The sequence below is a fragment of the Buchnera sp. (in: enterobacteria) genome, assembly GCF_056343165.1.
Genome location: NZ_JBWHTS010000005.1, coordinates 1 through 14,977 on the forward strand (window position 1 = coordinate 1; position 14,977 = coordinate 14,977).

11 protein-coding genes and 2 pseudogenes are annotated in these 14,977 nt (G+C 26.3%); 9 read left to right on the forward strand and 4 right to left on the reverse strand.

Going from position 1 to position 14,977, the window contains the following annotated elements; all coding sequences use genetic code 11:
* From ACTP5B_RS02840 to ACTP5B_RS02860, 5 genes and pseudogenes are all read left to right on the forward strand, one after another.
* Positions 1-215, forward strand: a pseudogene (locus tag ACTP5B_RS02840) (quinone-dependent dihydroorotate dehydrogenase); the annotation flags it as partial.
* Position 216: 1 nt separating this feature from the next.
* Positions 217-2,322, forward strand: coding sequence for a bifunctional 23S rRNA (guanine(2069)-N(7))-methyltransferase RlmK/23S rRNA (guanine(2445)-N(2))-methyltransferase RlmL (rlmKL, locus tag ACTP5B_RS02845; protein ID WP_464829842.1), 2,106 nt, complete (start codon positions 217-219; stop codon positions 2,320-2,322).
* Between the two features lie 19 nt (positions 2,323-2,341).
* Complete coding sequence (locus tag ACTP5B_RS02850; protein WP_464829844.1) at positions 2,342-2,647, forward strand: ATP-binding cassette domain-containing protein; 306 nt, start codon at positions 2,342-2,344, stop codon at positions 2,645-2,647.
* Positions 2,648-2,682: 35 nt separating this feature from the next.
* Positions 2,683-2,742, forward strand: a pseudogene (locus tag ACTP5B_RS02855) (hypothetical protein); the annotation flags it as partial.
* A gap of 12 nt (positions 2,743-2,754) precedes the next feature.
* A complete protein-coding gene (locus tag ACTP5B_RS02860) occupies positions 2,755-4,131 on the forward strand; it encodes an ATP-binding cassette domain-containing protein (RefSeq protein WP_464829846.1) in 1,377 nt (458 codons plus the stop codon).
* Positions 4,132-4,203: 72 nt separating this feature from the next.
* Here the strand turns inward: ACTP5B_RS02860 and trhO are convergent, their stop codons facing one another.
* The 3 genes from trhO to ACTP5B_RS02875 form a co-directional block, all read right to left on the reverse strand.
* The gene (gene trhO / locus ACTP5B_RS02865) at positions 4,204-5,136 is read right to left on the reverse strand and encodes an oxygen-dependent tRNA uridine(34) hydroxylase TrhO (protein ID WP_464829848.1); all 933 of its coding nucleotides are present in this window, start codon (positions 5,134-5,136) and stop codon (positions 4,204-4,206) included.
* 51 nt (positions 5,137-5,187) lie between these two features.
* Complete coding sequence (locus ACTP5B_RS02870) at positions 5,188-8,061, reverse strand: valine--tRNA ligase (RefSeq protein ID WP_464829850.1); 2,874 nt, start codon at positions 8,059-8,061, stop codon at positions 5,188-5,190.
* Between the two features lie 88 nt (positions 8,062-8,149).
* Positions 8,150-9,658: a leucyl aminopeptidase gene (locus ACTP5B_RS02875; RefSeq protein ID WP_464829852.1), complete on the reverse strand. Its 1,509-nt coding sequence runs from the start codon at positions 9,656-9,658 to the stop codon at positions 8,150-8,152.
* A 288-nt stretch (positions 9,659-9,946) separates the two neighbouring features.
* On the opposite strand from ACTP5B_RS02875, the gene argF reads away from it, so the two are divergent.
* The 4 genes from argF (at position 9,947) to ACTP5B_RS02895 (ending at position 12,912) form a co-directional block, all read left to right on the forward strand.
* Entirely contained in the window at positions 9,947-10,963 is a 1,017-nt protein-coding gene (argF, locus tag ACTP5B_RS02880; RefSeq protein ID WP_464829854.1) for an ornithine carbamoyltransferase, read from the forward strand.
* Positions 10,964-11,078: 115 nt separating this feature from the next.
* Positions 11,079-12,011, forward strand: coding sequence for an aspartate carbamoyltransferase (pyrB, locus tag ACTP5B_RS02885; RefSeq protein WP_464829856.1), 933 nt, complete (start codon positions 11,079-11,081; stop codon positions 12,009-12,011).
* 4 nt (positions 12,012-12,015) lie between these two features.
* Positions 12,016-12,480, forward strand: coding sequence for an aspartate carbamoyltransferase regulatory subunit (pyrI, locus tag ACTP5B_RS02890; protein ID WP_464829858.1), 465 nt, complete (start codon positions 12,016-12,018; stop codon positions 12,478-12,480).
* A gap of 45 nt (positions 12,481-12,525) precedes the next feature.
* Positions 12,526-12,912, forward strand: a complete 387-nt coding sequence (locus ACTP5B_RS02895; RefSeq protein ID WP_464829859.1) for a Rid family detoxifying hydrolase — start codon at positions 12,526-12,528, stop codon at positions 12,910-12,912.
* A gap of 51 nt (positions 12,913-12,963) precedes the next feature.
* Here ACTP5B_RS02895 and ACTP5B_RS02900 read toward each other — a convergent pair whose 3' ends face one another.
* On the reverse strand, positions 12,964-14,766 hold the full coding sequence (locus ACTP5B_RS02900) for a DEAD/DEAH family ATP-dependent RNA helicase (protein WP_464829860.1): 1,803 nt from the start codon (positions 14,764-14,766) through the stop codon (positions 12,964-12,966).
* Positions 14,767-14,977: the final 211 nt, after the last annotated feature.

Consider the following 14,977-nt stretch of genomic DNA (forward strand, 5'->3'; position numbering starts at 1 on the left):
TGAGTGGATTACCTTTACAAAAGAAAAGCACTGATATAATTTCAATATTATCAAAAAACCTACAAAAAAAAATTCCTATTATTGGAGTAGGAGGAATTAATTCTGTAAATTCGGCTAAAGAAAAAATTAAGTCAGGAGCTACTTTGATACAAATTTATTCTGGATTAGTATATCATGGTCCAAACTTAGTAAAAAAAATTATTGATAAAATATAAAATGAATCATTTATTTGCAAGCACAAATTTTGGAACTGAAAAATTATTAGAAAAAGAACTATTATCTCTAGGAGCTCAAAATATCAATTTAACAAACGGAGGAATTTATTATGCATCTAATGATTTGTCATTATATAAAAGTTTAATGTGGAGTCGAATTGCTTCGCGTATTTATTTGTGCATAAAGCAATGTACCATAAATAATGTCGATGATCTTTATAATCATGTATATGATATCAATTGGACTCAAATTTTTCATAAAAAAAATACTTTTTTAGTTAAATTTGCAGGAACTAATAATACTGTTCGTAACAGTTTATTTGGAGCACTAAAAACTAAAGATGCAATTGTTGATCAATTCCAAAAAAAATATTCTTCTCGTCCAAACATAAGTCTTATCGAACCTGATGTGCGAATAAAATTGTTTTTATTAAAAAACAATGTCTTACATATTATGTTAGACTTAAGTGGTGAATCTTTAAATAAGAGAGGATATCGTCAATTTAACAATATTACTCCTATTAAAGAAAATTTAGGAACTGCAATTGTATTAAGTTCAGGATGGAACAAGAGTATAGCGATGATAGATCCCATGTGTGGTTCAGGAACGTTATTAATCGAAGCAGCAATGATAGCTTCTGATAGAGCACCCGGATTAAAAAGAATAAAATGGGGCTTTCAATCATGGAAAAAATATAATAAAAATTTATGGCAAACAGTTGTACAAGAAGCTAAAGAAAGATTTAAAAAAGGTATTAAAAAATGTTTTAAAAATTATTTTATAGGATATGATTATGATCCTGAAATTATCGAAAAAGCTAAAATTAATGCATCAAATGCAGGTGTATTAGAAATCATCAAGTTTTCAATAAAAAATTTAAATGACTTAAAAAATATTTACCATCAAGATCAAATAGGAATGATATTAAGCAATCCACCATATGGAGAAAGATGTCAGACTGATAGTCAATTAGTAGCTTTACACGTACAATTAGGAATTGTATTAAAAAAATATTTTAAAAATTGGAAATTATCAATATTCACAGCATCAAAATTTTTATTAAAATTTTTACAAATGCAATCATATGAAGAATATTTTTTTAAAAACGGCGCTCTGAATTGCGTTCAAAAAAATTTTTTAATTTTCTCAAAAAATAATCATATTACAAGAAACGAATTTCAAAACAGATTGAACAAAAAATTTAAAAAATTAAAAAAATGGGCCAATCTAAAAAAATTGGAATGTTTCCGTGTTTACAACGCAGATTTACCAAATTACAACATAATTATTGACATGTATCATAAATGGATAGTTATTCAAGAATATAAAGCTCCAAAACTTATAGATCATAATCAAGCATTTAAAAGATTGTGCAATGCCATTTACTATGCCAAAGAAACATTATCTATTCCTATAAACAATATTGTATTAAAAATAAGACAAAAAAATAAAAATAAAACACAGTACAAAAAATTATTTAATAGTAATAATTTTATTATCGTCCAAGAATATCATGCAAAATTTTTAGTAAATTTAACAGATTATTTAGATACTGGATTGTTTTCAGATAAACGAGATATAAGAAAATTATTAGGCGAAATGGCTAAGGGGAAAAATTTTCTTAACTTATTTTCATATACTGGAACTGCTAGTGTTTATGCCGGATTAGGACAAGCAAATAGTACAACTAGTATAGATATCTCTAATACTTATATAAAATGGTCTATGCGTAATATGTTACTTAATCATCTAACAGGTTCTCAACATAATTTTATTCAATCTGATTGTCTTAGCTGGATAAAAAAAACTAATCAAAAATTTGATTTAATATTTATTAACCCACCTACTTTTTCTAATTCTAAAAAAATGCAAAAAACATTTGATTTAAAAAGAGATTACTTTGATATAATGTTAAATTTAAAGAGAATTTTAAGTTATAATGGCGATATTGTCTTTTCAAGTTCTACACGAAATTTCAAAATTAACTTTGATTATATAAAAAAAATAAAATTATGTGCAAAAGAAATTACTAAAAAAACACAATCAAAAGATTTTATTACGAATAAAAACTTGCACTATTCCTGGTTAATAAAACATTTAAAATAAATTCAAGGATAGAAAATTTATGTCTGTAATTAATATACAAAATGCTTATTTATCATTTGGTAAAATAGAAATATTAAAAAATAGCACATTACACATCCAAGAAAATGAAAGAATTTGCTTAATCGGTAAAAATGGAACTGGAAAATCTACTTTATTAAAAGTCATCAATCAAAAACAAGACTTAGATCATGGTCGTATTATCTATAAAAAAAATTTAAAAATATCTTATTTGCAACAAGAAAATCCTAAAAATCTTGATATTTCTATATATGATTTTATTAGTTTAGGACTAAATAAAAACAAGACAATTAAAAAAAAAACATAAAAGAAACAGTAAAAATAGAAAAAATAATTGATTTAATTAAATTAAATAAAAATACTTTATTATCTCATTTATCTGGTGGTTTATTAAGAAAAGCCGCTTTAGGTCATGTGCTAATAGGAGAACCCGATGTACTACTACTTGATGAGCCTACAAATCACTTAGATATAAAAACAGTAAAATGGCTTGAAGCATTCTTAAAAAGATTTTCAGGTAGCATATTATTTGTGTCCCATGACAGAAGTTTTATCAAAAATATATCCACACGTATTATAGACCTTGATCGTGGCAAATTAGTATCATGGCCAGGCAATTATGAAAATTTTATAAAACTAAAAAATGAAAGCAATCGTATTGAAAATATACAAAAAAAAATATTTGATCAAAATTTAGAAAAAGAAGAAAAATGGATTAGAAAAGGAATTAAAGCTCGAACTACTCGTAATGAAGGAAGAGTTAAAAATTTAAAAATATTACGAAAAGAGCATGAAGATTATAAAAAAATAGAAAAATTAAATGATATTGAAATAAATCAAGCTACAAATTATTTAGGAAAAATAGTCTTTAAAATAGAAAATATAGATTTTTTGATAGATAATAAAATTGTTATAAAAAATTTTTCATCGATCATTAAAAATGGTGAAAAATTAGGATTAATTGGTAATAATGGATGTGGAAAAAGTACATTAATTAAAATTCTTACAGGTGAAAAAAAACCGCAAACAGGAGAAATATATAAAGGAAAGGGATTAAAAATATCATATTTTGATCAAAATAGATCTGTATTAAATCCTAATAAATCTATTTTAGAAAACATATCTTATGGAAAAGAAAAAATTATATTAAATGGAAGAGAAAAGCATATAATCGGGTATCTAAAAAATTTTCTTTTTAAACCTAATCAATTACAATCTTTAGTAAAAACATTGTCAGGTGGTGAATGCAATAGATTGCTTTTAGCTCGATTATTTTTAATACCAAGTAATGTTTTAATTCTCGATGAACCAACAAATGATCTAGACTTAGATACTCTTGAATTATTAGAAAAAATTATTATTAATTACAAAGGCACCGCTATAATTGTTAGTCATGATGAAACATTTATTAATAATACAGTAAATAAATGTTTATATTTTGAAAAAAACGGATTAATCAATACCTATTTTGGTAATTATAATTATTTTAAAAAAGAAAAAAATAATTTAAAAAAAGAAAAAATACAAAAAAAACAATTAAGTAAAAACGATAAAATAAAAATAAAAAGTAATTTCAAAGAAAAGCTCAATGTAGTCTTTTATTCAATAGAAAAAACTGAACTTAATATTAAAAAGTTACAAAAAGAAATAAACGAACCTAATTTTTTTAAAAAAAAATTACAAGATCAATTACCAGTCTTGAAAATGTTAGCTCAACAAGAAAAAAAATTAGAAAAAAAAATACTATGTTGGGAAAATTTAGAAAAATGTATTATAAATACTAAAATTTAAAAATTTTTTTAGTATATAAAATATATTAGATAAAAAATACATTTTCTAAAAATATAAACTTTCATATTATTTCTATATTTTTTGCATGCAATTTAAAGAACAGCAATGACTAAAATTAATAGAACATTTTTTACATTGAATAAAAAGAAGATGACATAAATTATAACTGCAATTAACATAAGTATCAGAAGGTTCGCCGCACTGTTTACAAAATGATATTATTTCATCTGAAATTTTTTCACTCATTCGATTATCAAAAACAAAATTTTTCCCCTTAAAAAGAATAGGTAATCCATTTTTTCGGGCATCATGTACATAACCAATAATACCTCCTTCCAAATGATAAACATGTTTAAAACCATTGAAAAGCATCCAAGCAGTAGCTTTTTCACAACGAATACCACCTGTGCAATACATAACAATTTTTTTATTTTTTGCGTGTTTCATTAATGGTATTAAATTTTTTAATTGTTCTCGAAAAGTTAAGCTTGCAATTTCTATTGCATTTTTAAAATGACCAATAGCATATTCATAAGAGTTTCTCATATCAATAAGTATTGTTTTTTTATCATTTAACATCAAGTTAAATTTTTTCGATTTAATGTAAATTCCAACATTTTTAGGATTAAAAAATTTCTCTAAAATTCCATCTTGCACAATTTTTTCTCTGATTTTAACAGAAAGAACCCAAAAAGATTGTTCATTGTTTAAGGATTTATTAATACGCAAATCATTTAGCTCTGAATCAAAATTGTATAAAAATTCTTTTAAAGAAAAATAATATTTTTTTGGTACGCTAATTTGCGCATTGATACCTTCAGTCGCTATATAAATCCTTCCTAAAACATTATACTTATAAAGATTTTTATAAAATTGATCGCGATATTCTTGAGTGTTTTTAATAGTAAAATACTTATAAAAAGATAATGTTAAACGCGGTTCTGCTTCAGAAAAAATACGTTTTTTTAATTCTTTTTTAGAAACTAGATTATATAAAAAAGACATTTTAAAATACCCACAATTAATATGAATTTAAAAGAATTTATATAGAGCATATTATGTTCTATTTTTATGAGATATATTATTTAACATTTTTATTTGTTTAGATAATTTGATATATATTTCATCTAATTTTAATAATTTATGCTGTTCTTGAGTGACTATATTTTTGGGAGCATGAGATAAAAAATCTTTATTTAATATTTTATTTTTAATTTTTGATATATTAAGTTTTATTTTTTTTTCTTCTTTTAGCAATCGTTTTAATTCTACTTCTGTATCGATTAATCTCAGAATAGGAATTATGATTTCAGCTCCACTTATTATTTCTCTTATACATAAATCCTGATCATACTTTTTTGAAAGTATTGTGATACTATCTAAAAAAGATATTTTTTTTATCAGAAAAATATTTTCTTTGATAATTATTTGTTGTTCAAAAGTTATTTTATATAAAAATAATGGTAATAATTTTGTAGGACTGACATTCATGTTTTTTCTAATATTTCTTAAAAATACAATTATTTTTTTTATCCAATCCATGTTGAGTAATATCTTTTTATCAAATAATTCATGATTGTACTCTGGAAAAGACTGCAACATAATTGTCTCTTTCTTAATATTGTTAAGCAATTTCATACGTTGCCAAATTGTTTCTGTTATAAAAGGAATGATAGGATGAGCTAATCTTAAAAGTAATTCTAGAATATACAATAAAACATTTTTAGTAAAATATACCTCTTTTGAAGAACCTATTTTAATCATTACTTTCACAAATTCCAGATACCAATCGCAAAATATGCTCCAAATAAAATCATATAAAATATTAGATGCAATATCAAAGCGATAGTTATCTAATGATTCACGGTATGATTTCACTGTATTATTGAATTCTATTAAAATCCACTTATTCATTAATAACGTATTATCTTTTATATTGAATTCTGAAAAATTATGATTTTTTGTATTAATTAGAACAAAACGACTAGCATTCCAAAGTTTATTGCAAAAATTACGATATCCCTTTAATCTATTCATATCCCATTTTATATCGCGTGTATTAGACGCTAATGCAGCAAAAGTAAAACGCAATGCATCTGTACCAGTGGGTTTAATGCCATCAGGAAATTGTTTAATAGTACGTTGAATAATTTTATTGGATAAATTTGGTTGTAATAGATTATTTGTTCTCTTTTTGATTAATTCATTTAAAGAAATTCCATCTATCATATCTAAAGGATCAATTACATTTCCTTTTGACTTAGACATTTTTTCCCCATATTCATCACGAATTAATCCTGTTATATAGACATTTTTAAAAGGTACTTCAGAATTATTCTGTTTGTCTTTTACAAGATACATTGTCAACATAATCATTCTAGCAATCCAAAAAAAAATAATATCAAAACCACTTACTAAAACACTGGTAGGATGAAAAATTTTTAATAATTTTGTTTTTTTAGGCCATCCTAATGAAGAGAAAGTCCATAAACCAGATGAAAACCAAGTATCCAAAACATCGTTTTCTTGTTTTAATGTTATTTTTTCTGATATCGAATATTCTTGACGTATTTCTTTTTCGTTGTGTCCAATATAGATATTTTTTTGATTATCATACCATATTGGAATACGGTGACCCCACCATAATTGACGAGAAATACACCAATCTTCAATATTATTCATCCAAGATGTATACATACTTTCATATTGTTCTGGTATGAATTTTATTTTTTTATCTTTTACAGCTTTTAGAGCTACCTTAGCTAATTTTGAAGTTTTTAAATACCATTGATTTGTAAGCATGGGTTGAATAATAACACCGCTTCTATCGCTATAAGGCACAATGATATTACATTCTTCAAATTTCTCTAATAATCCTAATTTTTTAATCGCTTTGATAATTTTAATTCGAGCAGACAAAATATCTAAATTTTGAAACTGAAGTGGAATAAATGTACTATATTGATTAGATCTTTCACCTTTATGATTATAAACTTCAGAAATAGATCTAATTTTTCCATTAAAAGTAAAAATATTAATCATTGGTAATTTATGATCTAATCCTACTTGATAATCATTAAAATCATGTGCCGGTGTAATTTTTACACAACCAGTTCCTTTTTTTAAATCAGCGTATTTATCTCCAATAACAGGAATTATTCTATTAGTTAGCGGACATAAAACAGACTGTCCAATAAATTGATTATACCTGTAATCTTTAGGATTAACAGCGACTGCTGTATCACCTAATAAAGTTTCAGGTCGCGTTGTAGAAACTACTAAATATTTTAATTTATTTTTTAAACAAATATCATTTTGAACAATTGGAAAGCGAATAAACCATTTTCTACCTTGTATTGAACGGTGTTCGACTTCCAAATCCGAGATGACAGTTTCTAATTTTGAATCCCAATGTACTAATCTTTTCTTTTGATAAATAAAATTATTTTTATAAAATAAAATAAAAGCCTCTCTAACAGAAAAAGAAATATCGGGATCTAAAGTAAATTTTTCATTTTCCCAATCAACAGATATTCCTAAGCGACGCATTTGTTTCGTAATAATACTACTAGATTTTTTTTTCCATAACCAAATTTTTTTAATAAAATCATCTCGATCATAATCTTTTTTTGTTTTTTTTTCCTCTAAAAATATCTGACGCTCAACTAAAATTTGTGTTGCTATCCCTGCATGATCTGTTCCAACTTGCCACAACGTATTCTTTCCTTGCATTCTGTGATAACGAACTAATATATCCATAATTGTTTGTTGAAAAGCATGACCCATATGCAAACTCCCTGTAATATTAGGCGGGGGCATCATAATACAAAAAGCTGAATTGCCTAAATTATTAGGTTTGAAATACCCATTTTTTTCCCAAAAACTATATAAAGATTCTTCGATATGTTTAGGATGATAATTTTTTTCCATTTTACTCGGCTATTTTAAAATAAAAAGGCGAAATTGCCATTTTAATAAGATGATATTTCCACTAAAAATAAAATTTCATTTAATAAAATTAAGAATAAATATACTTTGATTGATTCAACAGAAATTGACATAAAAGTTCAACAGGACGTCCTGTCGCTCCTTTTTTTCTTTTAGACGCCCATGCAGTTCCAGCAATATCTAAATGTGCCCAATTATACTTTTGTGTAAACTTAGAAAGAAAACAAGCTGCGGTGATAGCACCTGCTTTACCTTGTCCCACATTGGAGAAATCTGCAATATTAGAATCTAATAATTTCTGATATTCTGAAAATAAAGGCAAAGACCATACTTTATCATCTGTTTCTTTTGATGCATGATGTAACTGTTTTGCAAGTTCTTCATTATTAGAAAACAGTCCACTTACTGATTCTCCTAGTGCTGTAACACAAGCTCCAGTTAATGTAGCAATATCAATTACTATATCTGGAGAGAAACGTTCTAAATATGTCAATGAATCACATAAAACTAAACGTCCTTCGGCGTCAGTGTTTAATATTTCGACTGTTTGACCTGACATAGTAGTTAAAACATCTCCAGGTCTAAAAGCATTGCTTCCTGGCATATTTTCGCAACCAGATAAAATTCCTATGATTGTTAAGGGCAATTGTAATTCAGCGGCCATAATTAAAATTCCATATACTGCTGCTGCACCACACATATCATATTTCATTTCGTGCATATTAAATGAAGGTTTAATAGATATACCTCCAGAATCAAAAGTCAAGCCTTTTCCTACAAAAGCAATTATTTTATTGTTCGTAGTATTATTTCCAGAATATTTTATTACAGACATAAATGGTTTATTTTTTGCGCCATCTCCTACTGCCACATAAGCGTTCATTCCTAATTCTTTCATTTTTTTGATATCAATTACTTCAACAACAATATTGCTGTTATATTTTTTTGACAGTTCTTTAGATTTTTCAGATAAATATAGGGGATTGCAAATATTAGGTGGTAAATTACTTAAGTTTTTTGCGGATGTGATTGCACAATTGATTGCTAGCGCATGTTTTAAAGCGATTTGTGCTAAAGATAAATCATTTTTTCTTAAAATATTTAATACAATGCAATCTAAATTAATATTTTTTACATTTTTACTGTGAATCTTGATAATTTCATATAAAGATTCTTTTATAGAAAATACTGTCAATCTAATCATCCAATATATATTATTAATATCATGAATTTTTAGTTCAGAAAAAGAATAAATAATATTTTTTACAGAAAGTTTTTTTAAAATTTTTATGGTATTTGTGAATATTTTTTTTAAACATGATCTATCTATTTCATTTTTTTTTCCACATCCTACTAACAATATTCTTTTTGCAAAAATTTTAGGGATTTTATACAACATCATTGTATCCCCTATTTTTCCTTGAATATCACCTAATTTGATTAAAGAAGTTATGTAACCATTACTGCACTTATCTAAATAAAAAGCGGAGTTAGAAAGTTCGCATAATTCAAAAACAGGAAGTACTATACAATCAACTTTTTCTTCATCTAACTTGCAATTTTTTATAAAAAAATTCATGATATGCTCTCTTTTTTAAATAAAATTAATTGATTTAATTACACATATTTAATATAAAAAATTTTAAATTGCTGCATTTTTATAAAAGTAATAATGTGTATTCTAGATTTAATATCAAAATATTTATTCCGAATTTAGTATCAATTTTAATAGATAATGTTATTATTTTTTTTATTAAAAATCGTCATAGTTTTAAGTTTAATAAAAAATATTATATACTATAAAAATTCTTTTTCTTCAATTTCAATTCATTAGAAATATATTTTTATCTAACCCTGAGAATTTAATATGAATACTTTTTATCAACGTGATTTTTTAAGACTATTAGATTTTACTTCTTTAGAATTAAACAATCTAATTTTATTAGCTCAAAAACTAAAAAAGTATAAGAAAAATAATCAAGAAATACAATTACTTAAAAAAAAAAATATCGCTTTAATTTTTGAAAAAGAATCAACTCGTACAAGATGTTCTTTTGAAGTAGCTGCATTTGATCAAGGAGCTCATGTCACTTATCTTGGACCTGGTAGCACACATCTTGGAACAAAGGAATCAATTGAAGATACTGCAAAAATACTTGGACGTTTATATGATGGTATTCAATATCGAGGTCACAATCATAGCACAATAGAAATTTTTGCTGAATATTCAAAAGCACCGGTTTGGAATGGTTTAACCAAAAAATTTCATCCAACTCAATTGCTGGCTGATCTACTTACTATCAAAGAAACTTTTCCAGAAAAAAATTTTCATGAAATAAAGTGTGCTTATGTAGGAGATACACATAATAACATGGGAAATAGTTTATTAGAAGCTGCATCATTGATTGGATTAGATCTTCGTTTAGTTGCTCCTAAAGAATACTGGCCAGAAAAAAATCTATTCAAATTCTGCCAAAAACAAACCAAGAAAAAAAAGGGAAATATAATCTGTACTGAAAAAATTAATGAAGGTGTTAATAATGTAGATTTCATCTATACTGATGTCTGGGTGTCTATGGGGGAATCTCAAGAAGTATGGGAAAAAAGAATTAATTTACTGAGTTCTTATCAAGTTAATAGTTCCATGTTAGATATGACTAATAATCCAAATGTAAAAGTATTACATTGCCTGCCTGCTTTACATGATCAAAAAACGGAAATAGGTAAATCTATATTAAAGAAAAATGGTTTAAAAAATGGAATGGAAATAACAGATGATGTATTTCAAAAAAACCAAGAAATTATTTTTGAACAAGCAGAAAATCGATTACATACTATAAAATCTATTCTCATATCTAGTTTATTGAAAGAAATTAACTTTTAAAAAAATAATAAATAACGTAAGAATTTAATAAGACACTCAAGACTTTTTTAGTTTCTTTATACTGTTGAAAAGTATTGAAAATCATCTTTTCTTCAATAATCAAGGAAAATAAAATTTGAGAAATTCTCTATATAAAAAAAACATTATTTCAATTAATGATCTTAATCGAAATGAATTAGAATTGGTTTTAAATAAATCTGCTTTGCTTAAGAAAAAACCACAACCTAATTTGTTAAAAAATAAGATTATTGCTAGTTGTTTTTTTGAAGCATCAACTCGCACTCGTTTATCGTTTGAAACTGCAATTTATCGATTAGGCGCATCAATAATAGGATTTTCTGATGGAAATAATATTTCTTTAGAAAAAAAGGGAGAAACATTAGCAGATACTATTTCAGTAATTAGTTCTTACGTAGACGCTATTATTATTAGACATCCTCAAGAAGGATCTGCACGTTTAGCTGTAGAGTTTTCTAATAAAACACCAGTATTTAATGCAGGAGACGGAGCAAATCAACATCCTACTCAAACACTTTTAGATCTATTTACTATACAAGAAACTCAAGATAGACTCACCCATTTAAATATTGCTATTGTCGGAGATCTTAAATATGGAAGAACAGTACATTCATTAACACAAGCACTGGCTAAATTCAAAAATAATAAATTTTATTTTATTTCACCTGATGCTTTAAAAATGCCACATTATATTGATAACATGCTTGATAAAAAAGAAATTTTTTGGAAGAGATGTAAAAATATTGAAGAAATAATTTCTGAAATAGATATTCTTTATATGACTCGTGTTCAAAAAGAACGGTTAGATTCTACTGAATATGCAAACGCAAAATCAAAATTTGTATTGCATACTAAAGTGTTAAAAAATGCTCGTAGCAATCTAAAGATATTACATCCTCTTCCTCGTATAGATGAAATAGATCGTGATGTTGATTATACACCTTATGCCTGGTATTTTAAACAAGCAGCAAATGGCATTTATGCACGTCAAGCAATTTTATCTTTAGTATTAATAGAAAAACATTTATAAAAAAATGGAAATCAATAAACTTCAAGTAGAAGCTATTAAATCTGGCAGTGTAATTGATCATATCCCTGCACATATTGGATTTAAATTATTATCTTTATTTAGATTTACTGAAACAGAAAAACGTATTACTATAGGCTTAAATTTACCTTCTGAAAAATTAGGGAAAAAAGATATTATAAAAATTGAAAATACTTTTCTCAGTGATGATCAAATTAATCAATTAGCAATTTATGCGCCACATGCTACTGTAAATTATATTCATAAATACAATCTAATAAGAAAAGTTTTTCCTGCTTTACCTGAAAAAATTGACAGAATTTTAATTTGTCCAAATAGTAATTGTGTCAGTAATCATAATGCTATAAATTCAAGTTTTATTCTAAAAAAAGATCAGTTTTTAAATATGAATTTAACATGCAAATATTGCGAAAAAGAATTTTCTAAAAATACAGTTTTATCATGTCAATAATATTTGTTCAAATATACAAGTTAATAAAAACATAATTGGTACTATATGAATCATATAATCAATACTAACAAGGCTCCAAAACCTATTGGACCTTATTCACAAGCCATTCAAATTGATAATTTTATTATATTATCCGGACAAATACCCATTGATGTTATATCTAATCAAATACCAGAGAATGTTGCTGAACAAACATATCTCGTGTTGAAAAATATAAAATCAATTTTATTTCATGCTAGATTTCAAGTTCAAAATATTGTCAAAACTACAATTTTTACTACCAATTTAAAAAAAATTGATATAATTAATGAGATTTATGCTAAATTTTTTATGGATAATAATGCAGTATTTCCCGCTCGATCTTGTATTGAAGTTCAGGCGCTACCTAAAAATGTAAAAATAGAAATTGAAGTCATGGCACATAAGAAATAATTCATTTATCAAAATTTTTAATATGCCGCAAAGCGGCATAAAATTAAAAAATTAAATTTTTCTACGACGGGGAAAAGATGGTTTAATTTCATTTTTTTTAGATGTGCTGGATTTATTTAAATTATTTTCAAAAACACGACGATTACTATTTTTATCTCTATTAAAAACAGAACGATTAGAGATTTTATTGTCATAGCTCTTTACATCTCTTAATAATTTAATATTAATTGGTTTATTTAAAATCCTAGTACGAGAAAAAGTCTGTAATAAATCTTTCGAAACACCTTTAGGCAATTCAATTGTAGAATAAGATGGAAAAAGTTTTATATTGCCAATATTACGACTATTAATATTTCCTTCATTAGCAATTGCACCAACTATATGGCGTACTTCAACTCCGTCATTACGACCTACTTCAATACGATATAATTCGATATCTTTATTATCACGACGTTCGCGACGTGGTCGACTATTTCGATTATCTTCACGTCTACGATCGTCCCTGAAGAATAAATCTCGTGATTGACGTTTTATTGCATCTGGTTTAACAATTAAAGGACGTTCGCCTTGAGCCATTTTTAATAAAGCAGCTGCTAAGGTTTTTATATCTAAATCATCTGTAGAATATAACTTATCTAACAATGCGCTATATTCATCTAAGTCTCGACTTTCTAATTGCTGTTGTACTTTTTTTGCAAATTTTTCAAGACGTCTTTGACATAATAACTCTATTTTAGGTAATTGAACTTCTGGTATAGACTGTTTAATAGTACGCTCTATATTACGTAATAAACGACGTTCACGATTTTCAACAAATAACAATGCTCGACCTGCTCGACCTGCTCGACCTGTACGACCGATACGATGAACATAAGATTCTGAGTCCATAGGGATATCATAATTGATAACTAAACTGATACGATCAACATCTAAACCACGTGCTGCAACATCTGTAGCAATTAAAATATCTAATCTACCACTTTTTAATCGTTCTAAAGTTTGTTCTCGCAATGCTTGATTCATATCTCCGTTTAATGCGGCGCTGTTGTATCCATTACGTTCTAATGCTTCAGAAACTTCTAAAGTTGCATTTTTAGTTCTAACAAAAATAATCGTAGCTGAAAAATCTTCTGCTTCTAAAAAACGAATTAAAGCATCTGTTTTCCTACCGTATACCATCCAATAACTTTGTTTTATGTCTGGGCGTGTAGTAATATTAGACTGTATTTTAATTTCTTGTGGATTTCTCATAAATCTTTTAGAAATACGACGAATTGCTTCTGGCATAGTAGCTGAAAACAATGCAGTTTGATGTTCTTTAGGGATTTGAGCCATAATTGTTTCTACATCTTCTATAAATCCCATACGTAACATTTCGTCTGCTTCATCTAAAACTAATCCATGTAAATTTGAAAGATTTAGTGTGCCTCTCTTCAAATGATCTAATAATCGTCCTGGAGTTCCTACAACAATTTGAGGTCCTTGCCGTAATGCTCGCAATTGCAGTTCATATCGTTGGCCACCATATAATGGTAATACGTGTATCCCTATCATATGTTTAGAAAAATCTGAAAATGCTTCTGCTACCTGAACCGCTAATTCTCTTGTAGGGGCCAGTACTAATATTTGAGGAGCTTTTAAATTAATGTTAAGATTATGTAATAGTGGTAGTGAAAAAGCAGCTGTTTTACCACTTCCAGTTTGTGCCATTCCTAATACATCATGTCCTGCCAAAAGTAAAGGAATACAAGATGCTTGAATAGGAGAAGGTTTAACATATCCCATTTCAGTTAAAGATTGAATAATAAAAGGATTTAAACCAAGAAAAGAAAATGTGCTTTCAATATGAGTCATGCAGTAGATATGCCTTTTAAGTTACAGCAGCCAGTCTACATAGCTCATTATGAAAATATTTATTTATTCTCATTGAAAAGTGTGAACCGGCTCAAATTAAATGATCTAAAAAATAAAATATTGAACTATTTAAGAAACAATAATAATATTTATTAGTTATTGCTAATGATTTTTAAAATATTTTATAAAAACAACATTAGCAAATTATTGA

Excerpts from the sequence above, each read along its gene's own strand:
- rlmKL (WP_464829842.1), top strand. The coding sequence starts at position 217 with ATGAATCATTTATTTGCAAGCACAAATTTTGGAACTGAAAAATTATTA.
- ACTP5B_RS02870 (WP_464829850.1), bottom strand. The coding sequence starts at position 8,061 with ATGGAAAAAAATTATCATCCTAAACATATCGAAGAATCTTTATATAGT.
- trhO (WP_464829848.1), bottom strand. The coding sequence starts at position 5,136 with ATGTCTTTTTTATATAATCTAGTTTCTAAAAAAGAATTAAAAAAACGT.
- ACTP5B_RS02895 (WP_464829859.1), top strand. The coding sequence starts at position 12,526 with ATGAATCATATAATCAATACTAACAAGGCTCCAAAACCTATTGGACCT.
- pyrI (WP_464829858.1), top strand. The coding sequence starts at position 12,016 with ATGGAAATCAATAAACTTCAAGTAGAAGCTATTAAATCTGGCAGTGTA.
- argF (WP_464829854.1), top strand. The coding sequence starts at position 9,947 with ATGAATACTTTTTATCAACGTGATTTTTTAAGACTATTAGATTTTACT.
- ACTP5B_RS02900 (WP_464829860.1), bottom strand. The coding sequence starts at position 14,766 with ATGACTCATATTGAAAGCACATTTTCTTTTCTTGGTTTAAATCCTTTT.
- ACTP5B_RS02875 (WP_464829852.1), bottom strand. The coding sequence starts at position 9,658 with ATGAATTTTTTTATAAAAAATTGCAAGTTAGATGAAGAAAAAGTTGAT.
- ACTP5B_RS02850 (WP_464829844.1), top strand. The coding sequence starts at position 2,342 with ATGTCTGTAATTAATATACAAAATGCTTATTTATCATTTGGTAAAATA.